This window comes from Amycolatopsis melonis (assembly GCF_040064235.1).
Taxonomy (GTDB): domain Bacteria; phylum Actinomycetota; class Actinomycetes; order Mycobacteriales; family Pseudonocardiaceae; genus Amycolatopsis; species Amycolatopsis melonis.
Window position 1 is genome coordinate 44,563 of record NZ_JBDZYD010000006.1, and the last position, 20,553, is coordinate 65,115.

At 71.1% G+C, this 20,553-nt stretch carries 19 protein-coding genes; 14 read left to right on the plus strand and 5 right to left on the minus strand.

What is annotated here, in order from left to right; genetic code table 11:
• The first annotated feature begins 42 nt into the window (after nucleotides 1–42).
• Nucleotides 43–570 carry a hypothetical protein gene (locus tag ABJI51_RS17110; protein WP_348951985.1) on the plus strand — a complete coding sequence of 176 codons (528 nt, stop codon included), beginning with the start codon at nucleotides 43–45 and terminating at the stop codon, nucleotides 568–570.
• Nucleotides 571–679: 109 nt separating this feature from the next.
• On the opposite strand, the gene ABJI51_RS17115 is transcribed toward ABJI51_RS17110, so the two are convergent.
• Nucleotides 680–2,761, minus strand: coding sequence for a fatty acid desaturase (locus tag ABJI51_RS17115; RefSeq protein ID WP_348951986.1), 2,082 nt, complete (start codon nucleotides 2,759–2,761; stop codon nucleotides 680–682).
• Nucleotides 2,762–2,899: 138 nt separating this feature from the next.
• Between ABJI51_RS17115 and ABJI51_RS17120 the strand changes: the two genes are divergently transcribed.
• The 7 genes from ABJI51_RS17120 (at nucleotide 2,900) to ABJI51_RS17150 (ending at nucleotide 9,374) form a co-directional block, all read left to right on the plus strand.
• Nucleotides 2,900–3,490, plus strand: a complete 591-nt coding sequence (locus ABJI51_RS17120) for a TetR family transcriptional regulator (RefSeq protein ID WP_348951988.1) — start codon at nucleotides 2,900–2,902, stop codon at nucleotides 3,488–3,490.
• A 116-nt stretch (nucleotides 3,491–3,606) separates the two neighbouring features.
• Nucleotides 3,607–4,986, plus strand: coding sequence for a trigger factor (gene tig, locus ABJI51_RS17125; RefSeq protein WP_348951989.1), 1,380 nt, complete (start codon nucleotides 3,607–3,609; stop codon nucleotides 4,984–4,986).
• A gap of 138 nt (nucleotides 4,987–5,124) precedes the next feature.
• Nucleotides 5,125–5,733 carry a ClpP family protease gene (locus ABJI51_RS17130; protein WP_348951990.1) on the plus strand — a complete coding sequence of 203 codons (609 nt, stop codon included), beginning with the start codon at nucleotides 5,125–5,127 and terminating at the stop codon, nucleotides 5,731–5,733.
• Nucleotides 5,734–5,759: 26 nt separating this feature from the next.
• Nucleotides 5,760–6,413 carry an ATP-dependent Clp protease proteolytic subunit gene (locus ABJI51_RS17135; RefSeq protein ID WP_348951992.1) on the plus strand — a complete coding sequence of 218 codons (654 nt, stop codon included), beginning with the start codon at nucleotides 5,760–5,762 and terminating at the stop codon, nucleotides 6,411–6,413.
• A gap of 230 nt (nucleotides 6,414–6,643) precedes the next feature.
• On the plus strand, nucleotides 6,644–7,939 hold the full coding sequence (gene clpX / locus ABJI51_RS17140) for an ATP-dependent Clp protease ATP-binding subunit ClpX (protein ID WP_072477411.1): 1,296 nt from the start codon (nucleotides 6,644–6,646) through the stop codon (nucleotides 7,937–7,939).
• 50 nt (nucleotides 7,940–7,989) lie between these two features.
• Nucleotides 7,990–8,400, plus strand: coding sequence for a hypothetical protein (locus tag ABJI51_RS17145; protein ID WP_348951993.1), 411 nt, complete (start codon nucleotides 7,990–7,992; stop codon nucleotides 8,398–8,400).
• Nucleotides 8,401–8,453: 53 nt separating this feature from the next.
• Nucleotides 8,454–9,374: an anti-sigma factor RsbA family regulatory protein gene (locus ABJI51_RS17150; protein WP_348951995.1), complete on the plus strand. Its 921-nt coding sequence runs from the start codon at nucleotides 8,454–8,456 to the stop codon at nucleotides 9,372–9,374.
• A 93-nt stretch (nucleotides 9,375–9,467) separates the two neighbouring features.
• Here ABJI51_RS17150 and ABJI51_RS17155 read toward each other — a convergent pair whose 3' ends face one another.
• Complete coding sequence (locus ABJI51_RS17155; RefSeq protein ID WP_348951996.1) at nucleotides 9,468–10,418, minus strand: alpha/beta hydrolase; 951 nt, start codon at nucleotides 10,416–10,418, stop codon at nucleotides 9,468–9,470.
• Nucleotides 10,419–10,495: 77 nt separating this feature from the next.
• The gene (locus ABJI51_RS17160) at nucleotides 10,496–11,203 is read right to left on the minus strand and encodes a TetR/AcrR family transcriptional regulator (RefSeq protein ID WP_348951998.1); all 708 of its coding nucleotides are present in this window, start codon (nucleotides 11,201–11,203) and stop codon (nucleotides 10,496–10,498) included.
• A gap of 73 nt (nucleotides 11,204–11,276) precedes the next feature.
• On the opposite strand from ABJI51_RS17160, the gene ABJI51_RS17165 reads away from it, so the two are divergent.
• Complete coding sequence (locus ABJI51_RS17165; RefSeq protein ID WP_348952000.1) at nucleotides 11,277–12,716, plus strand: carotenoid oxygenase family protein; 1,440 nt, start codon at nucleotides 11,277–11,279, stop codon at nucleotides 12,714–12,716.
• Between the two features lie 3 nt (nucleotides 12,717–12,719).
• Here ABJI51_RS17165 and fdhD read toward each other — a convergent pair whose 3' ends face one another.
• Entirely contained in the window at nucleotides 12,720–13,544 is an 825-nt protein-coding gene (fdhD, locus tag ABJI51_RS17170) for a formate dehydrogenase accessory sulfurtransferase FdhD (RefSeq protein WP_348952002.1), read from the minus strand.
• Nucleotides 13,545–13,646: 102 nt separating this feature from the next.
• Here fdhD and ABJI51_RS17175 point away from each other — a divergent pair, with 102 nt between their 5' ends.
• The 5 genes from ABJI51_RS17175 to ABJI51_RS17195 all read left to right on the plus strand — a co-directional run bounded on the left by ABJI51_RS17175 (nucleotide 13,647) and on the right by ABJI51_RS17195 (nucleotide 18,218).
• A complete protein-coding gene (locus tag ABJI51_RS17175) occupies nucleotides 13,647–15,002 on the plus strand; it encodes an L-lactate MFS transporter (RefSeq protein ID WP_348952004.1) in 1,356 nt (451 codons plus the stop codon).
• Nucleotides 14,999–15,121 (plus strand): MFS transporter small subunit, encoded by a 123-nt coding sequence (locus ABJI51_RS17180; RefSeq protein ID WP_348952006.1) that lies wholly within the window; start codon nucleotides 14,999–15,001, stop codon nucleotides 15,119–15,121. The genes ABJI51_RS17175 and ABJI51_RS17180 overlap by 4 nt, the downstream gene beginning before the upstream one ends.
• Nucleotides 15,122–15,197: 76 nt before the next feature.
• Nucleotides 15,198–15,947, plus strand: a complete 750-nt coding sequence (locus ABJI51_RS17185; protein WP_348952008.1) for an SDR family NAD(P)-dependent oxidoreductase — start codon at nucleotides 15,198–15,200, stop codon at nucleotides 15,945–15,947.
• 48 nt (nucleotides 15,948–15,995) lie between these two features.
• Nucleotides 15,996–17,402 (plus strand): LCP family protein, encoded by a 1,407-nt coding sequence (locus tag ABJI51_RS17190; protein ID WP_348952010.1) that lies wholly within the window; start codon nucleotides 15,996–15,998, stop codon nucleotides 17,400–17,402.
• 204 nt (nucleotides 17,403–17,606) lie between these two features.
• On the plus strand, nucleotides 17,607–18,218 hold the full coding sequence (locus ABJI51_RS17195) for a hypothetical protein (protein ID WP_348952012.1): 612 nt from the start codon (nucleotides 17,607–17,609) through the stop codon (nucleotides 18,216–18,218).
• On the opposite strand, the gene ABJI51_RS17200 is transcribed toward ABJI51_RS17195, so the two are convergent.
• Entirely contained in the window at nucleotides 18,206–20,515 is a 2,310-nt protein-coding gene (locus ABJI51_RS17200; RefSeq protein ID WP_348952014.1) for an FdhF/YdeP family oxidoreductase, read from the minus strand. The genes ABJI51_RS17195 and ABJI51_RS17200 overlap by 13 nt on opposite strands.
• Between the last annotated feature and the right edge of the window lie 38 nt (nucleotides 20,516–20,553).

Consider the following 20,553-nt stretch of genomic DNA (forward strand, 5'->3'; position numbering starts at 1 on the left):
GACGGTGGAGCACACCGGACGAAACCGAGAAGGAGCACCAGCATGAGCACACCGCAGGAACCGTCCACTCCGGACCGGACGTGGGGCGCGGCACCGGCAGGGCCCGCGCGGCCGGGCTGGTCGCCGGGCCGGAAGATCGCGGCGGGCGCCGTCGCGGCCGCGATCGTGGCGGGCGGCGGAGCGGCGGTCTGGGCCGCTTCGTCCTCGGCGGCCACCGAGCAACAGGCCGGAGGGGCGGGCGGCATGCCCGGCGGTCCGGGGCTGGGCACGACGCTGCACGGCGAGTACGTCGCGTCGGACGGAAACGGCGGCTACGTCACGAAGATCACGCAGACGGGTGAGGTGACGGCACTGAGCGCGACGTCGCTGACGGCCAAGAGCGAGGACGGCTTCTCGAAGACGTACACGATCACGGCCGAGCAGGCGACGGGCCTGGCGACCGGGGACACGGTGACGGTGGTGGCGACGGAGTCGGGCACCACGGCAACGGCGACGTCGGTCACCGACGGCGAGGCGGGCCCGCAGGCTCCCGGCGGCGGCCAGGGGACCCCGCCCACCCGGACGGGCTGACCCCGGCGGGCTGAAAGGGACTCTCCTGGCGTCTGGCGCGACGAAAGTCCCTTTCACCGCACCAGATGAGACGAAAGCGCCTTTCCGCTCACCCGTGCGAAACGGCGGGTCAGCGGTCGTAGTCGACCGCGACCTCCGGGGTCGTCGCCCGGGAGCGGCACGTCAGGATGCGGCCCGCCGCCACGTCCTCCTCGGTCAGCGCGTAGCGGACGTCCATGTCGACCTGGCCGTGCAGCAGCGTCGCCCGGCACGTGCCGCACGCTCCGCCCGTGCACGAATACGGCACCTCGAAACCCGCGCGCAGCGCCGCGTCCAGGACCGTCTCCCCGGCGGCGGACGGCACGCACGTCGTCCGGCCGCCCAGGGTCACCGCCACCGTTGCCGGGGTGCCCGCCGGGTCGAGCAGCGGGGCCGCGCCGCGGAACAGTTCGAAGTGGACGTTCTCCTCCGGGACGTCCGCGTCGGCCAGGGTGCGGCGGGCCAGCTCCGTCAGGCCGCGCGGGCCGCACAGGAACCACTCGTCCACCTTCGCCGGGTGCAGGCGGTTCTGCAGCAGCGCGCGCAGCCGGGTCCCGTCGAGGCGGCCGCGCTGGTAGCGCTCGTGGGAGATCGCGAGCGCCTCGCCGACCGTGTCGAAGTGGCGGGGCCGGTGGGTGTGCAGGTCCGGGTCGCGCTCGTCGGTGCGGTAGTGCACCACGTGCAGCCGCCCGCCGAACTGCTCGGCCAGCGCACTCAGCTCCGTGGCGAACAACGTCGTCGCGCCCGAGGTGTTGACGTACAGCAGCGTCGCCCGGCTGTGCGGCTCCGCGTCCAGCGCACTGACCACAATGGACAGTACCGGCGTGATCCCGCTGCCCGCCGCCAGCGCCACGTAGTGGGCGGCGCGAGCGGGGTCCGGCACCAGGGTGAACGTCCCGGACGGCGGGAGCACGTCGAGGAAGTCGCCCGCGGCCAGCGTCGTCGTCGCGAAGCCGGAGAACGCGCCACCCGGACGCCGCTTCACCGCGATCCGCAGCTGCCCGCTGTCCGACGGCGCGCAGATCGAGTACGTCCGCCGCACCGGCTGCCCGTCGAGCACCGCGCGCACCGCCACGTGCTGGCCGGGCGTGAAGCGGAACTCGGCCGCCAGGTGCGGCGGGACGTCGAAGGCGATCTCGACGGCGTCGGCGGTCAGCGGCCTGACCTCGCGCACGCGCAGGCGGTGGAACCGGCTCGGGTGCGTGCGTCCCGGTGGCCCGGGATCGGGCTCGCCGCCGGCCAGCTCGCAGGTCAGCCGCCGCCACGCGCGGTACTCCGCCGGCGTCAGCTCACGGCCCCACGCCGTGATGATCGGCACGTCGCGGGCCAGGTACGCCTCGCGGTTGGCCTTCCAGATCCGCAGGTAGCGGTAGAACGGCACGGCGGGGTGGACGTGGTGCACGAGGTGGTAGTTCTGGGACAGCATCATCGGCGTCATCAGCCACTCCAGCCCCACCCGCACCCGCGTCGTGGCGAACTTGTCCCGCGGCTTCGCGGCGGGCAGGCCGTGGTGCGGCAGCCAGTCGAACCACCACGCCAGCACTGCCAGCCCGATCCGCTGCGGCAGCAGGTAACCGAGCAGCAGCTCCCGGCCGTGGCCGCAGGCGATGAGCATCGCGGCGAACGCGAACGCCAGCGACAGCAGCACGATCGTCTCCGCCCGCTCCTGCCCCGGCCTGCTCCGGACGCGGGCGGCGTAGAACCGCGCGTACCAGAAGTCGATGGTCAGCCAGCGGAACGGCAGCGACCACCACGCGCCCTCCGACGTCCAGGCGTCCGGGTCGGTGCGCGGGTCCGCGTTGGTGTTGCGGTGGTGCTCGCTGTGGATGAACCGCAGCAGCGGGAACGACGCGTAGGCCGCGACGAACGGCATCGCCAGCCTGCCGAGCAGCTCGTTGACCCAGGTGAGCTTGCCCGCGGCGTGGTGGGCCGACTCGTGCACGACGGTGAACATCGTGAAGGTGACGATCGCGTGCAGCGGCACCGTCCACACCGGTGCGGTGCCGGTCAGCAGCAGCCAGGTCGCGGTGCCCCAGAGCGCCACGCCGGCGGCGAAGAGCAGGAGCGTCGGCACGGAGACGCGGGGGAGCGGGACGCGGGGCGACGGCACCGTGCGGGCGGCGGCCGCCGAGGACGTCCCGGAGCCACGCGGCGGGGTATCGACGACGGGCATCGAGCGGTCTCCTCGGTCGAGAAGCTCCTGGCGAGGCGGGAGTCACCGTAGACAACCCGACGGGGTTTGTAAACGTTGTGCCACGCTCCGAAAAAAGGTCTCGGCCAGCGGAACGCAAGCGGCAGGTAAGCTCGCCTTGTGAAGGCCGTCACCCGCCCCCTCCCGGTGAGCACCCGGGACCGGCTGCTGGACGCGGCCGCGGGCATCATCGCCGCGGACGGCTGGGCCGCGGTGACGATGGGCAAGCTCGCCGCGCACGTCGGCGTCAGCAGGCAGACCGTCTACAACGAACTCGGCTCCAAGCCCGAGCTGGCCGAGGCGCTGATGCTGCGCGAGACCGAGCGCTTCGCCGAGCGCGTGACCGAGGTCGTCGCCGCCCACCCCGGCCGCCCGGTCGACGGCGTCACCGCGGCGTTCCGCCAGACCCTCGAAGCCGCCAGGGCCAATCCGCTGCTGCTGATCGCGCTCGGCTGCCCGCAGGGCGGCCGCGACGACTTCCTCCCGCTGCTCACCACCCGGCCCGAGGGCGTGCTCGGGCGGTCGGTCGACACCGTCGCGGCGCTGTTCGCGCGCTGCTATCCCGAGGCCGGGCTGACCCCGTCGGAGTGGGCGGTCGCGGTCGAGGCGTTCGTCCGGCTGCTGCTGTCCCACCTGGTGCAGCCCAGCGGCTCGGCCGAGCACGCGAGCGGCCAGATGCGCTGGGTGATCGGCCGCATGCTCGGCGCCTGACACTGCAGGTGGCCCCCGGCCGGGCGGCGAAGGCCACTGGCCTAGACTCGGACGTCGCGGTGCGCACTGCGCGCCGCTGTTCCGGCAAACCATCCCATCCGCTCGAGGAGAAGACCTTGAAGAGCACCGTCGAGCAGCTCAGCCCGACGCGAGTCAAGATCAATGTCGAGGTGCCGTTCGACGAGCTCAAGCCGAACTTCGACCGCGCCTACCGCAAGATCGCCCAGCAGGTGCGCATCCCGGGCTTCCGGCCCGGCAAGGCGCCCGCTCGCGTCCTGGAAAGCCGGATCGGGCGCGCCCCGGTGCTCGACGAGGTCGTCAACGAGGCCATCCCGGCCAAGTACATCGAGGCCGTCCGCGCCAACGAGGTCCGCACGCTCGGCAACCCCGAGTTCGACGTGACCAAGCTCGAGGACCGCGAGGTGCTCGAGTTCACCGCCGAGGTCGACGTGCGCCCGGAGATCGAGCTGCCCGACCTGGACGGCTTCACGGTCACCGTGGACGACGTCGAGCTGACCGACGCGGAGGTCGACGAGCAGCTCGACGAGCTGCGCGCCCGGTTCGGCACGCTGACCGGCGTCGACCGCCCGGCCGAGAACGGCGACTTCGTCTCGATCGACCTGTCCGCGACCGTCGACGGCGAGGCCGTCGAGGAGGCGAGCACCACCGGGCTGTCCTACGAGATCGGCTCCGGCCAGCTCGTCGACGGCATCGACGAGGCGATCATCGGCGCGACCGCAGGCGAGACCAAGACGTTCACCACCCAGCTCGTCGCCGGTGAGCACGCCGGCAAGGACGCCGAGGTGACCGTGACCGTCCAGTCGATCAAGCAGCGCGAGCTGCCCGAGGCCGACGACGAGTTCGCCCAGATGGCCAGCGAGTTCGACACGATCGAAGAGCTGAAGAACGACCTGCGCGAGCGCCTCGGCCGCGTCAAGAAGATGCAGCAGGGCGTCCAGGCCCGCGACAAGGTGCTCGACGAGCTCCTGGAGCGCACCGAGGTGCCGATCCCTGAGAAGGTCCTCGACGCCGAGATCGAGAACCGCAAGCACGACGCGATCCACCCGTTCGACCACGACGAGGCGCAGTTCGCCAAGGCGCTGGAGGCCGAGGGCCGCACGCTCGAAGAGTTCGATGCGGAGACCCGCACCGAGTCGGAGAAGGCCGTCCGCACGCAGCTGCTGCTGGACACCATCGCCGACAAGGAGCAGGTGTCGGTCAACGACGGCGAGCTCACCGAGCGGATCATCTACCAGGCCCAGCGCTTCGGGATCAGCCCGGACGAGTACGTCCAGCGCGCCCAGCAGTCGGGCCAGCTGACCGCGATCTACGCCGACGTCCGGCGCGGCAAGGCCCTCGCGTCCGTGGTCCGCAAGGCCACCGTGACCGACGGCTCCGGCGCCGAGGTCGACCTTTCGGAGCTGTTCGGCACCGACGAGCCGGCAACCGAGGAGACGCAGGTCACCGACGAAACGGCGAAGACTCCGGCGGAGTGAAGCTGTGAGCGAACTTGGGCGGTGTCAGGCATTCTGCGCCGCCCAAGTTCGTTAGGGTCGGGTACAAGATCTCAAGCATCTGAAACGACAGCGGCGGCCGTCAGTACCGGGCCGCCGCCGGCGAAAAGGCAGGCAGACGTGACGCAGCACACGCCCGAGGCGCGGACCGGCACCGCAGGGCTCAACCTCACCGACTCGGTGTTCGAGCGGTTGCTCCAGGAGCGCATCGTCGTCCTCGGTTCCGAGGTCAACGACGAGGTCGCCAACCGGATCACCGCGCAGCTGTTGCTGCTCGACGCCGACGACGCCGAGTCCGACATCCGCTTCTACATCAACTCGCCGGGTGGTTCGGTCACCGCCGGGTTCGCCATCTACGACACCATGCAGCTGATCCGCCCGGACGTCGCGACCTACGCGATGGGCATGGCGGCCTCCATGGGGCAGTTCCTGCTCTCCTCGGGCACGCCGGGCAAGCGCTACGCGCTGCCGCACGCCCGCATCCTGATGCACCAGCCCTCGGCCGGTGTCGGCGGCACGGCGTCGGACATCGCGATCCAGGCCGACCTGTTCAACAAGTGGAAGCAGGAGCTGGCCCGGATCACCGCGGAGCAGACCGGCCAGACGGTCGAGCAGATCATCAAGGACGGCGACCGCGACCGCTGGTTCACCGCGCAGGAGGCGAAGGACTACGGGTTCGTGGACCACGTCCTCACCGCCGACATGGCCCGCCGTCACAGCGCGAACTGACCGCGAAGCACACAGGAGACTCGATCATGAGCAACTTCAGGCTCCCGGGTGACTTCCGGGCCCCGAACATCCCCCAGTCGCGGTACATCCTGCCGTCGTACGTCGAGCGCACCAGCTACGGCGTCAAGGAGTCGAACCCGTACAACAAGCTGTACGAGGAGCGGATCATCTTCCTCGGCGTCCAGGTCGACGACGCCTCGGCCAACGACGTCATGGCCCAGCTGATCCACCTCGAGCACGAGGACCCGGACCGCGACATCCTGGTCTACATCAACTCGCCGGGTGGCTCGTTCACCTCGCTGATGGCGATCTACGACACCATGCAGTTCGTCCGCCCGGACATCCAGACGTACTGCCTCGGCCAGGCCGCTTCGGCCGCCGCGGTGCTGCTGTCGGCCGGCACGCCCGGCAAGCGCTACGCGCTGCCGAACTCGCGCGTGCTGATCCACCAGCCTGCCACCGAGGGCACCTACGGCCAGGTCTCCGACCTGGAGATCCAGGCGAACGAGATCCAGCGGGTGCGGCGCCAGATGGAGGTCATCCTGGCCAAGCACACGAACAAGGACCCGGACCAGATCAAGGCCGACATCGAGCGCGACAAGATCCTCACCGCCGAGGAGGCGAAGGCGTACGGCATCATCGACGAGGTGCTGCCGTACCGCAAGGCGTCGGCTCTGTAGATCCGCCAGGCCGGTGTGTGTCGAGGAGACGACACACACCGGCATCCTGGTTTAGGGTCGTCCTCTGACGTGCTCCCGGAGGCCGTGGGTGTTCCCGCTCACGGCGTCGGACGGGTACCGTCAGTGGCAATGCGTGAGGCTCGCACCCGGTCACCCGTGGCCGGGGGGTCGCACCGTCGCAACACAGTCAGGCGTGGGCAGCCGCGCCGGAGGGGACGAGGTCAACGGCCATGGCACGGATCGGTGACGGCGGAGACCTGCTGAAGTGTTCTTTCTGCGGGAAGAGCCAGAAGCAGGTGAAGAAGCTCATTGCCGGCCCCGGGGTCTACATCTGCGATGAGTGCATCGACCTCTGCAATGAGATCATCGAGGAGGAGCTGGCCGAGGCCGGCGACGTCAAGCTCGACGAGCTGCCCAAGCCCGCCGACATCCACGAGTTCCTCGAGCAGTACATCATCGGCCAAGAGGACGCCAAGCGGACCCTCGCGGTAGCGGTCTACAACCACTACAAGCGGATCCAGGCGGACGACAAGGCCGGGCCGAAGGACTCCAAGGAGGAGTCGGTCGAGCTCGCCAAGTCGAACATCCTGATGCTCGGCCCCACCGGGTGCGGCAAGACCTACCTGGCGCAGACGCTCGCGAAGCTGCTGAACGTGCCGTTCGCCATCGCGGACGCCACGGCGCTGACCGAAGCGGGCTACGTCGGCGAAGACGTCGAGAACATCCTGCTCAAGCTCATCCAGGCGGCGGACTACGACGTCAAGCGGGCCGAGACCGGGATCATCTACATCGACGAGGTCGACAAGATCGCCCGGAAGAGCGAGAACCCGTCGATCACGCGGGACGTCTCGGGCGAGGGTGTCCAGCAGGCGCTGCTGAAGATCCTCGAGGGCACCACGGCCTCGGTGCCGCCGCAGGGCGGCCGCAAGCACCCGCACCAGGAGTTCATCCAGATCGACACGACGAACGTGCTGTTCATCGTGGCCGGCGCGTTCGCCGGGCTGGAGAAGATCATCAACGAGCGGGTCGGCAAGCGCGGCCTCGGCTTCGGCGCGGAGATCCGCACCAAGTCCGAGATCGAGGAGAGCGACGTCTTCTCCGACACGATGCCCGAGGACCTGATCAAGTTCGGGCTGATCCCGGAGTTCATCGGCCGGCTCCCGGTCGTGGCGACGGTCAGCCACCTGGACAAGGAATCGCTGGTCAGCATCCTCACCAAGCCGCGCAACGCCCTGGTGAAGCAGTACAAGAAGCTCTTCGAGATGGACAACGTCGAGCTCGAGTTCACCAAGACGGCGCTCGAGGCCATCGCGGACCAGGCGGTCCTGCGCGGCACCGGCGCCCGCGGGCTGCGCGCCATCATGGAAGAGGTGCTGCAGCCGGTCATGTACGACATCCCGAGCCGCGACGACGTGGCGAAGGTCGTCATCACCGAGCAGACCGTCCGGGAGAACGTGAACCCGACGATCGTCGCCCGGCAGCCGACGCGGCGCGCGCGCAGCGAGCGCGGCGAGAAGTCGGCCTGAGGCCGGGCGTCTCCGGGCCGCCCGGCCCGGAGACCCGACAGGAAAGCTGAATGACTGCTGACTCTTTCCCGGGTACCGGGGACACGGTCGCCGGCGGCGGCGTGCAGGCGCCGCCGCCACCGGCCCCGGCGCCCGCGCCGGTGGCCGCCGGGCCGGTCCTCGGCTTCCGCGAGCTGAGCGAACGCGTGATCGCGTCCGTCTTCGACCGGTACCCGTGGCTGAACCGCGTGCTGATGGGCATGCTGGCGGTGTTCACCGGCACGTGCGTCGTGGCCGTGGTGGCGCGGCTGTCGCCGTTGCCGCTGCTGCCGGTCCCGTTGTTCCTCGTCGGCGGGTACGGCCTCTGGCAGGCCCGCGGGGTGACCGCGCGGCGTCAGCTGTTCAACTGGGTCCTGCTGTTCGCGGTCGCGACCATGGCCGGCTTCTGGCTGATCTCCGTCGTGGGTCGCTGGGTCGAGTGATTTCCGGGCGTTCGCCGGGTTTGCGATCAGCGCGGCGCGGGTACGTGTGATCCGTGGTAGATGCCCTCGGACCCTTCCGGCATCCAGCCTTGTTCTACCGTGGTGACACCGAGTATCTCGACGGTGTCGTTCCGTTCCTCCTCGAAGGTCTCGACCGGGGTGAACCCGCGGCGGTCGCCGTGCCCGGGCGCAACCTCCTGCTCGTCGAGAAGGCGCTGGAGGACCGCGCGAGCGAGGTCCGGCTGATCGACATGGAGCGTGCGGGCCGCAACCCCGGCGCCATCCTGCCGTCGGTGCTGCACGCCTTCGCCGGGCAGCACGCGGGCCCGGTGCGGATCGTGGGCGAGCCGATCTGGGCGGGCCGCACCGACGTCGAGTACCCGGCGTGCGTGGTGCACGAAGCGCTGATCAACACCGCTTTCGCGGGCCGTGACCTGACGGTGCTGTGCCCGTACGACGTCGCGGAGCTGCCGGTGGACGTCCTCACCGACGCCGAGCGCACCCACCCGGAGGTGCGGGGCCCGGCGGGCCCGTTCGACAGCCCGCGGTTCGACCCCGACGGCGTGCGCGCGGACTTCACGCGGCCGCTGGCGTCCCCGCCTGCCGTGGTCGAGCGGCCGTTCGACCTCGGGCAGCTGGCGTCGCTGCGGGGGTTCGCGGAGATCTGGGCGGCCCGCCACGGCCTGCGCCGTCCCCGCCGGGACGACTTCACGCTGGCGATCGCCGAGCTGACGACCAACAGCGTGCTCTACGGCGGCGGCACCGGCGTCCTGCGGCTGTGGGCGGAGCCGGCGCAGGTGGTCGCCGAGGTGACGGACACGGGCACGATCACGTCCCCGCTCGCGGGCCGCATCCCGCCGTCGGCGTCGACGCTCGGCGGCCGCGGTCTGGTCCTGGTCAACCGCCTGGCCGACCTGGTCCGCACGTACTGGGTCCCCGGCCGCACCACGACCCGGGTCCACTTCCGCCGCTGAGTCCGGCGAAAGGGACGTTGGTCTCGTGAGACGAGCTGAAAGGGACTTTCCTCTCGCCACATGCGAGGAACGTCCCTTTCAGCCCACCTTGCGTCAGGCCGCGCGGGGGACGTGCTTGCCGAGGAAGCTGACCACGCTGGGCACGACCGTCCGGTTGAACGGGTCGCCGTGCTTGCCGTGTGCCGTGTGGGCGACTGCCGGGCGGGCCGCCTCGATGTAGCGGCGGACGCCGGTGATGAACGGGTCCTCCGTGCCGCACCAGATGCCGTTGGGCACGCTCTTCGTCTCGTCGACGTGCTTGAGCGGGTCGAGGGCCGTCCAGTCCTGGATGCCGGTGAAGATGTGCCGCTTGGCCATCTCCGGCCACGCCGTGATCAGGGCCGGGGCCAGCGTCGCGACCGCGGACGGCGGCTGGCGCCGCTCGATCCGGCGGCGCGTGTACACCAGCGCGCCGAAGCCGCCCATGGAGACGCCGGTGCAGGCGAACGGCAGCCCGCTGGGCCCGGCGAAGCCGCGGGCCCGCAGCCACTGCGGGACCTCCTCCAGCAGCATCGCCATCGGGTCGTCGCCCGGGTGGACCTCGTGCCAGTAGTTGTCGCCGCCGTCGACGGCCACGAACCCGAACGCCGGGACGGCCTTGCGGGCGACGTCACTGGCGAGCTGCTTGAGCGTGCCGGTCGGGGCCGCGCTGCGGGCGTTGCCGTGCAGGCCGTGCAGCATCAGCGACATCGGCAGCCCCTTCGGCGGGGTCTTCGACGGCAGGATGAACACCAGGTCGACCATCCGGCCGCGCGCGGCCGAGTAGACGCGCTCGACGCGGGTGCTGCCCAGCTGGGTCGTCGGGTTGGACGACGTCACGCCGAGCGTGCGCTGCAGGGCCTGGCTGAACGGCAGCTTGCCCGTCGCGGTGCCGACGGCCAGGCCGGTCACGGCCAGCCCGGACGCGCCCGCGATCAGCACCGACCGGCGGCTCAGCCACCGCCGGGCCCCCTGGACCGCGTCCGCGACCGCCCCGGAAGGCTCCGCGTCGTTGTTCTCGTTCACCTGTCTCCGTCCCCCGCCTGCCCCTCATGGGACGCCGCGCACCCGCTCCGCGTTCCCTCGCGCCCCGGTTCACCGGGTTAGTCGTTCCCACCCTGCCCGGTGTTTCCGTTCCTCGCCCGCCAGGCCGCCTTGGCCGTCTCGGCCGAGCGTTCCGCCCTGTCCACAGTGTCCCCGAGGCCGATCGCGAGCGTGATGCCGAGGGGTATCAAAATGTGGTCTATCCCCTGTTCGCCGGGGCCGAAGTGGCCGGACGCCTCCAGCGTGACGAACCCGTGCAGCGCGCTCCAGAGCTGGGCGGCCGCCTGGTACGGGTCCACGGGCCGGAACCGGCCCGCGGCGATGGCCCGCTCGCTCGCCCGGACGATGTGGCCGAACGCCTCCAGGCCCTCCCGTGCGGACTCGCGGCCTTCCTCGGTGGTGAGGTCCGACAGCGTCGCCCGCTTGCCGCCCGGCGCGGACTGGCCGAAGGTCACCGCGAACAGCTGTGGCTGCTCGGCGACCGCCTGCCGGTAGGTGCGGGCCATGCCGAAGATGTCCGCCACCGGGTCGGCTGTCTCGCCGACCTCGGCCAGGCACGCGCTGAGCTTGACGAACCCGGCCCGCGCGACCTCGTCCACCAGCGCGGCCATGCCGCCGAAGTGCGTGTACACGGCCATCGTGGAGACGCCGATCTCGGCTGCCAGCTTGCGTGCCTGCAGGGCTTCCGGGCCGCCTTCGTCGAGCAGCCGGATGGCGGCCTCGACGAGCCGGTCCTTGACGTCGGTCGCGCGCGGTTTCGGGCTCACGCTTGCCAGTGTCCCATAACCCTGTTATACCTGGATGACATAACCGAGTTATTCATCCGCGGAGGGGTCACGCATGGGCAACAAGTTCCTCGACGGCAATTTCGCCCCGGTCAGCCGGGAGCACACGATCACCGAGCTGGCCGTCACCGGGCGCATCCCGGAGTTCCTCGACGGCCGCTACCTGCGCAACGGCCCCAACCCGCTGTCCGAAGTGGACCCGGCCGCCTACCACTGGTTCATGGGCGACGGCATGGTCCACGGCGTGCGCCTGCGCGACGGGAAGGCCGAGTGGTACCGCAACCGCTGGGTCCGCAACCCCGCCGTCGCCGCGGCGCTGAATGGCGAGGACGCGAGCCGGTTCTGCGGGCTGGACGCACTCGGCGCCAACACCAACGTCATCGGCCACGCCGGCAAGACCCTCGCGCTGGTCGAGGCAGGCGCGCCGATCTACGAGCTGACCGACGAGCTGGACACCGTCGGCCGCTGCGACTTCGACGGCACGCTCCCCGGCGGCTACACCGCCCACCCCAAGCGCGACCCGCAGACCGGCGAGCTGCACGCCGTGTCGTACTTCTTCGGCATGGGCAACAAGGTCCAGTACTCCGTCGTCGGCACCGACGGCCGCGCCCGCCGCACGGTCGACGTCGAGGTCACCGGGTCGCCGATGATGCACGACTTCTCCCTGACCGAGAAGCACGTCGTGTTCTACGACCTGCCGGTGACGTTCAACGCGGAGATGGCCGTGGCCGCCAACGTGCCGGGCATGCTGCGGACGCCGGCGAAGCTGGTGCTCTCGGCACTGGTCGGCAAGGTCCGCGTCCCGGACCCGGTGACCGCGATGATGGCCCGCAAGATCGGCGCGAACGGCGGCCTGCCGTACCGCTGGGACCCGCGGTACCCGGCGCGGATCGGGGTCATGCCGCGGGAGGGCGGCAACGGGGACGTCCGCTGGTTCGACGTCGAGCCGTGCTACGTCTTCCACCCGCTCAACGCCTACGACGACGGCGACGGCATCGTGCTCGGTGTCGTCCGCCACCCGAAGATGTTCGACCGCGAGCTGCACGGCCCGGACGAGGGCGGCCCGACGCTGGACCGCTGGACGGTCGACCTGGCCGCGGGCAAGGTCCTGGAGGAGCGGCTCGACGACCGCGGCCAGGAGTTCCCGCGCGTGGACGAGCGGCTCGTGGGACGCCGCCACCGCTACGGCTACGCGATGTCCGCCGACGGCGGCGCGCAGCCGGGCGGCTCGGTGTTCAAGCACGACTTCCACACCGGCACGCGTGCCGAGCGCGCGTTCGGCGACGGGCGGCAGCCGGGCGAGTTCGTGTTCGTGCCGAGCCACGACGACGCGGCCGAGGACGAAGGCGTCCTGATGGGCTTCGTGTTCGACCCGGCGACCCAGCGCAGCGACCTGACGATCCTCGACGCGGAGACGCTCGACACCGTGGCGGCGATCCACCTGCCCGACCGCGTGCCGAACGGCTTCCACGGCAACTGGGTCGCCTCGGCCTGAGGGTCAGGTCAGGATGCGGTGGTCGCCGGTGTAGAGGTTCATCGAGTCGCCGCGCAGGAAGCCGACCAGCGTCATGCCGTTCTCCTCGGCCAGCTCCACCGCCAGCGACGACGGGGCGGACACCGCCGCCAGCAGCCCGATCCCGGCCATCGCCGCCTTCTGCACCAGCTCGAACGACGCGCGCCCGGACACCAGCAGGCCGTGGCCGGGCGCGGGGATGCGGTTCTCCAGTACCGCCCAGCCGAGCACCTTGTCGACCGCGTTGTGCCGTCCGACGTCCTCGCGGACGACGTCGATCTCGCCGTCGGGCGTGAACAGCGCCGCCGCGTGCAGGCCGCCGGTGCTGGCGAACACCTTCTGGCGGGCACGCAACGCGTCCGGCAGGGCGGCCAGCGTCTCGCTCTTCACCGTGAACGCCGCCGAAGCGGGGGAGAAGCGGGTGCGCAGCTTGACCGCGTCGAGCGCGGCCTTGCCGCACACCCCGCAGGAGGAGGTGGTGTAGAAGTTGCGCTCGACGCCGGTGTCCGGCGCCGGCACGCCGTCGGCCAGCGCGAGGTCGAGCACGTTGTAGGTGTTGCGGCCCTGGTCGTCGACGCCGTCGCAGTAGCGGGCGACGGCGACGTCCTCGCGGCCGCCGATCACGCCCTCCGACAGCAGGAAGCCGTGCGCCAGCTCGACGTCGTGCCCCGGCGTGCGCATGGTGACGGCCAGCGCCCGGCCTCCGACCCGCAGCTCCAGGGGTTCTTCGGCCGCCAGCGCGTCGGGGCGGCGCCGGTCCCCGGTCGCGGAGATCCGCCGCACCGGCCTGCGCACGGTCACCCTGCCCATCCGTACACCTTTCTCGGCCCCTAAGTTTGACACCGGTATGGTGCAACGTCGGGTATTTGGTAATACATTCCCTCCATCATCCCCAGAGTACGGAGGGATCCGATGGCTCTCGGCTTCCTGGACCGTTCCCGGACCGTCGCGCCCCCCGGCTGGACGCGCTGGCTGGTGCCGCCGGCGGCCCTGTCGGTGCACCTGTCGATCGGCCAGGCCTACGCGTGGAGCGTGTTCAAGACCCCGCTCGAGAAAACGCTCCATCTGAACGGCACGCAGAGCTCGCTGCCGTTCCAGCTCGGCATCGTCATGCTCGGGCTGTCCGCGGCCTTCGGCGGGACGCTCGTCGAGCGCAACGGCCCCCGCTGGGCGATGTTCGTGTCGATGTGCTGCTTCGCCAGCGGGTTCCTCGTCTCCGCGCTCGGCGTGGCGACCGGGCAGTTCTGGCTCGTGGTGCTCGGCTACGGCGGGATCGGCGGCGTCGGGCTGGGCATCGGCTACATCTCGCCGGTCTCGACGCTCATCAAGTGGTTCCCCGACCGGCCGGGCATGGCCACCGGGATCGCGATCATGGGCTTCGGCGGCGGCGCGCTGATCGCGTCGCCGTGGTCGTCGTCGATGCTCGGCACCGCGCCGACGACGGGCACGATCGCGACGGCGTTCCTGGTGCACGGCGTGGCCTACGCGGTCTTCATGTCGCTGGGCTGGCTGCTGGTGCGCGTCCCGGCCGACGGCTGGCGGCCGGACGGCTGGGAACCGAAGACCGACCACGGCAAGGCGATGATCAGCACGGCGAACGTCTCGGCCGCCAACGCGATCAGGACACCGCAGTTCTGGTGCCTGTGGGTGGTCCTGTGCTTCAACGTCACCGCGGGCATCGGCATCCTGGAGAAGGCGTCGCCGATGATCCAGGACTTCTTCCGGAACACGCCGACCCCGGTGGGCGTGCCGGCGGCGGCGGGCTTCGTCGCGCTGCTGTCACTGTGCAATATGCTCGGCCGGTTCGTCTGGTCGTCCACATCGGACCTGGTGGGGCGCAAGAACATCTACCGCACGTACCTCGGTGCCGGCGCGCTGCTGTACCTGGTGATCGCGCTGACGCAGAACTCGTCCAAGCTGGTGTTCATCCTGTGCGCCATGGTGATCCTGTCGTTCTACGGCGGTGGTTTCGCGACGGTCCCGGCGTACCTCAAGGACCTCTTCGGCACCTACCAGGTGGGCGCGATCCACGGCAGGCTGCTGACGGCGTGGTCGGTGGCGGGCGTGCTCGGCCCGCTGATCGTCAACCGCATCGCCGACGGCGAGAAGGCGGCGGGCAAGTCCGGCCCGGACCTGTACACGATGTCCTTCGCCATCATGATCGGCCTGCTGGTGATCGGCTTCGTGGCCAACGAGCTGGTCCGCCCGGTCAAGGAGAAGTACCACGAGCCCGCCGCGACGGGCACGGCCGTGAGGAGCGAGGCGTGACGGAGCCGACGAAACCCGCGCGGGTGCCGCTGCTCGTGCTGGCCTGGGCGTGGGTGGTGCTGCCGTTCGGTTATGGCGTGTACCAGCTGTTCCTGAAGCTGGTGCAGCTCTTCGGCTGAAGCGCGGCGACGACCGCGGGACCACGCCGGCTGCCGGTCGTGCGATCATGAGGTCCACGCCGGCGGAAGGAGTGCGGTGAGCGGCGTTCTCGTCACCGGGGCGTCCCGGGGGATCGGCCGGGCCGTGGCGCTGGCCTTCGCGGCCCGTGGCCATCGGATCGCCGTCCACTATGGACACCGGGCCGCGGACGCGGAGGAGACGCTGGCCGCGCTGCCCGGCGACGGGCACGTGCTGGTCGGCGGTGATCTCGCCGATCCCGAAGCGGCGCAGCGGATCGCCGACGCGGCCGAAGCGGGCCTGGGCGGGGTCGACATTCTGGTCAACAACGCCGCCGTCGCGACGTCGGCCGAGACGGCCCACCCCGTCGCGTCGGTGTCCTATGTGGACTGGCAGCGGATCTGGCGGCGCACCCTCGACGTCAACCTCGTCGGCGCGGCGAACGTGAGCTACTGCGTGGCCCGGCACCTGATCGAGCGCGGCGCGCCGGGCCGGATCGTCAACATCGGCTCGCGCGGGGCGTTCCGGGGCGAGCCCGACCACCCCGCGTACGGGGCGAGCAAGGCCGCCCTGCACGCGCTCGGCCAGTCGCTCGCCGTCTCGCTGGCGCCCCACGGCATTGCCGTGACGTCGGTGGCGCCCGGCTTCACCGCCACCGAGCGCGTGGCGGACCGGATCGACGACGCCCTGCGCGCGCAGAGCCCGTTCGGCCGGGTCGGCACGCCCGAGGAGGTCGCCGCGGCCGTCGTCTACCTGGCCTCCGCCGAGGCGGCCTGGGCGTCCGGGACGATCCTCGACCTCAACGGCGCCTCGCACCTGCGGATGTGACCTGTCTCACCCGTGCAGCAGAACGGGGTCCGCGGACGTCGGTAGGGCGTGCATCCTCTGGGGAAGATCGTCGTCGCCGGCCTGGCCATGGTCGTCTTCTGCGGCACGGCGTACGGCTACGTGAACCTCCAATCCCTCGACGAGGTCACGCGCGACAGCGTGATCGACGACGACCCGGCGACCAAGCCGGGGGAGCAGCCCGCGGACGGCTCGCTCGACATCCTGCTGGTCGGCCGGGACTCCCGGAGTGACCAGCAGGGCAGGCCGCTGTCCCCGGACATGCTGCGCGAGCTGCGGGTCGGCGCCAACGGCGACGACCTCACCGACACCCTGATCGTGCTGCGGATCCCCAACGGCACGAAGGAGGTGAAGGCCTTCTCCATCCCGCGGGACAGCTACGTGGACATGCCCGGCGGGAAGGGCAAGATCAACGCCGCGTTCGGGCGGGCCCAGGCGGGCGAGGCTCGACGGCTGCGCTCCGCGGGCGAGACCGACAAGGCGAAGATCGAGCAGGCCGCGCTCACCGCCGGGCGGCGGGCGACGCGCCAGGCGGTCGAGAACCTCACCGGGGTGAAGATCGACCACTTCGCCGAGGTCAACCTGCTCAGCTTCTACGAGATCAGCAAGGCCGTCGGCGGCGTCGACGTCTGCCTGAAGGCCGCCACCAAGGACAAGAACTCCGGCGCGGACTTCCCGGCGGGCCCGCAGCGCATCTCGGGTGCCGACGCCCTCGCCTTCGTCCGGCAGCGCGACGGCCTCCCGGGCACCGACCTCGCCCGCGTCCGGCGGCAGCAGGTGTTCCTCGCCGGGCTGGCGCGGCAGGTGCTGTCCGCGGGCACGCTGGCCGACCCGGGGAAGCTGTCGGACCTCATCGAAGCCGTGAAGCACTCGGTGGTGCTGGACGCTTCGTGGAACCTCCTCGACTTCGTCGCCCAGATGCGCGGGGTCAGCGGCGGCGGCATCCAGTTCGCGACGATCCCGGTGGTGAACGTGGACTACCGGTACGACCGGGACAACCCGCGGGCGACGGCGGTGCAGGTCGACCCGGCCGCGGTGAAGGCCTTCGCGGCGAGCCTGATCGGGACGGCGGCCACGCCGCCCGCCGCCCCGGCGGTCACCGTCGACGTCGCCAACGCCGGTTCCCGGGAGGGGCTCGCCGGCCGGGTGGCCGACTTCCTGGCGGGGAAGGGCTTCACCGCGAAGTCGGCGGGCAACGCCGGCGCGCGGCGGACGTCGGTGGTCCGCTTCGGCGCGGACCTCGCCGACCGCGGCGCCGAGGTGGCGAAGCTGCTGGGCGGCCTGACGACGCAGGTGTCCGCGCAGGTGCCCGCCGGGCACATCGAGGTGGTGCTCGGGACGGTGTACTCCGGGCCCGGCGTGTCGGGCGGCGGCGGTGCTCCGGCGGCGGGCGGGGGCGATCCGATCACTTCCGACGGGGTCACCTGCGTGGACTGATCTTTTCCGGCTTTCCCCGCATTTCCTGAATTGCACACCGGACCACGGTGGACCAACCCGGTCACTGGTCTTGACGCTGCGGCCCTGGTGAGGCAGGGTGCGGTGACCGTCGACGGCCGCGGCCGCGCGACGGCCGGAAATGATCACCCGATCGGTGGTCGGCCGGAAAGTCGATTTCGGGAAAAGCGGAAAGTCCGGAAACCTATGCGCAGCAGCGTCGCCCACGGGTGGGTGCTTGCCGTCCTCGCTTCAGCCGTTCTCTGCGCCGGGTGCCAGTCGGCGTCCGCCGCGGTGCACTACCCCGCCGCGATCGACGCGTGCCGCCTGCCAGGGCCGAACGCCGCGGCCCAGCTCGCCCCGGGCACCGTGGAGGTCCCGGCCGCCTCGGTGAAGGCCCCCGAGGCGAAAGTGGTGCCCTCCGACCGCGGCGCCGACGACAACGAGGTCACCACGTGCAAGCGCGTCTTCGCCCGCGACCTCGGCGGCGGCAAGCCCAACCTGCAGGACTACCGGCTGGTGACGATCGCCGTCGCCCGGTTCACCGACGCCGACCCGGGCACCGCGGCGGCCAAGGCCACGCAGCTGATGACCGACGCGCTCGGCGACCACTCGGGCGTCCGCCTCGTCACCGGTGTCGGCGACGAGGCGGGCTTCTCCGAGAAGTGGGCGGCCGTGCGCACCGGCAACGTGGTGCTGGGCCTGGCGATCGACGACGGCGGCACCGAGGCCGCGATGATCCCGCCCGCGACCGTGGACAACGTGCAGGCGGTGGTCACGGACATGGCGAACACCCTGCGGGCGGACTACAAGGGCTGAGGTTCGAGCCGGACCACGATGGCCTTGGACACCGGGGTGTTCGACTTGTCGGCCACCGAGTCCAGCGGCACCAGCGCGTTCGCCTCGGGGAAGTACGCGGCGGCACAGCCGCGAGCCGTCGGATACGCGACGACCCGGAACGCCGGGGCGCGCCGGTCGCCGTCGCGCCACTCGGAAACCAGGTCGACCAGCGCGCCGTCGGCCACGCCCAGTGCGGCGAGGTCGGCCGGGTTGACCAGCACCACCCGGCGGGCGTTCTCGATGCCGCGGTAGCGGTCGGACAGGCCGTAGATCGTGGTGTTGTACTGGTCGTGGCTGCGCATCGTCTGCAGCAGCAGCCGTCCCTCCGGCACCTTCGGGTACTCCAGCTCCGACACCGTGAAGTTGCCCTTGCCGTTGGCGGTGCCGGTGAACTCGCGGGAGTCGCGGGGCGCGTGCGGCAGCACGAAGCCGTCCGGCTCGCGGACGCGGCGGTTGTAGTCCGCGCAGCCCGGGACGACGCGGGAGATGCGGTCGCGGATCAGGTCGTAGTCGGCCTCGAACGACCGCCACGGCACGGCGTGGTCCGGGCCGAGCAGCTTCTCCGCCAGCCGGCAGAGGATCGCCACCTCCGAGAGCAGGTGCTCGCTCGCCGGTTCCAGCCGCCCGCGGGAGGCGTGGACCTGCGACATCGAGTCCTCGACCGTGACGAACTGCTCGCCGCTCGCCTGGACGTCGCGCTCGGTGCGGCCGAGCGTCGGCAGGATCAGCGCGGTGCGCCCGGGCACGACGTGCGAGCGGTTGAGCTTCGTCGACACGTGCACGGTCAGCGCACACGAGGCCAGCGCCTTCTCGGTCAGCTCCGAGTCCGGCGTCGCCGACGCGAAGTTGCCGCCGACGGCGAAGAACACCTTGCCGCGGCCGTCGCGCATCGCGCGGATCGAGTCGACGGTGTCGAAGCCGTGCTCGCGCGGGACGTCGATGCCGAACTCGGCGGCGAGGGCGTCGAGGAAGGACTGCGGCATCTTCTCCCAGATGCCCATCGTCCGGTCGCCCTGGACGTTCGAGTGGCCGCGCACCGGGCACAGGCCGGCGCCGGGCCTGCCGATCATCCCGCGCATCAGGGCGAGGTTGGCGATCTCGGAGATCGTCGGCACCGCGTGCTTGTGCTGGGTGAGCCCCATCGCCCAGCAGTAGATGGTGCGCTGCGAGGAGGCGATCATCCGCGCGACGCGCTCGATCTGCTCGCGCGGCAGCCCGGTCGCGCGTTCGACCTCCGGCCAGTCGAGTTCCCGCAGGTGTTTCGCGTATTCGTCGAAGCCTTCGGTCGAGCGCTGCACGAAGGCGCGGTCGACGATGGCGCCGGGTGCCTCGTCCTCCCAGGCCAGCAGCAGGTGCCCGACGGCCTGGAACAACGCGAGGTCGCCGCCGAGGCGGATCTGCGCGAACTCGTCGGCCAGCGGCGTGCCCTTGCCGACGACCCCGCGGACGTTCTGCGGGTTCTTGAACCGCATCAGCCCGGCCTCGGGCAGCGGGTTCACCGCGATGATCTTCGCGCCGTTCTTCTTGGCTTCTTCCAGCGCCGAAAGCATCCGCGGGTGGTTCGTGCCGGGGTTCTGCCCGACGACGACGATGAGGTCGGCCTTGTGGATGTCGGCCAGGCTCACCGAGCCCTTGCCGACCCCGGTGGTCGCCGACAGCGCGGCGCCGGAGGACTCGTGGCACATGTTGGAGCAGTCCGGCAGGTTGTTGGTGCCGAAGGACCGCACGAGCAGCTGGTAGAGGAACGCGGCCTCGTTGCTGGTGCGGCCGGAGGTGTAGAAGATCGCCTCGTTGGGGTCGGTCAGCGCCTTCAGCTCGCCGGCGACCAGCTCGAAGGCGTCGTCCCAGGAGATGGGTTCGTAGTGCGTTGCGCCTTCGCGTAGCACGAATGGCTCGGTGATCCGGCCCTGCTGGCCCAGCCAGTAGTCGGTCCTGGTCTTCAGGTCCGCGATCGGGTGCGCGGCGAAGAACTCCCGGCCGACGCGCCGTTTCGTCGCTTCTTCGGCGACGGCCTTGGCGCCGTTCTCGCAGAACTCGGCGAGCTTGCGCTTCTCTCCGTCGGCCTCGCGCGGTTCGGGCCACGCGCAGCCGGGGCAGTCGAAGCCCTCGCGCTGGTTCAGCAGCCGCAGCGCCTTGACGGTCCGCCCGGTGCCCATCTGCTCGACGCTGCGCGCGAGCGACACGGCAACACCGGGTATCCCGGCCGCCCAGCCCTTCGGCTTGCCCACCTCGAGGCGGCTCTCGTCCACGTCCTGCGCCGGCGCTTCACGGGTCATGTGTTCATCGTGCGCCTCGAAGCCGCCGCGCGCTAAGC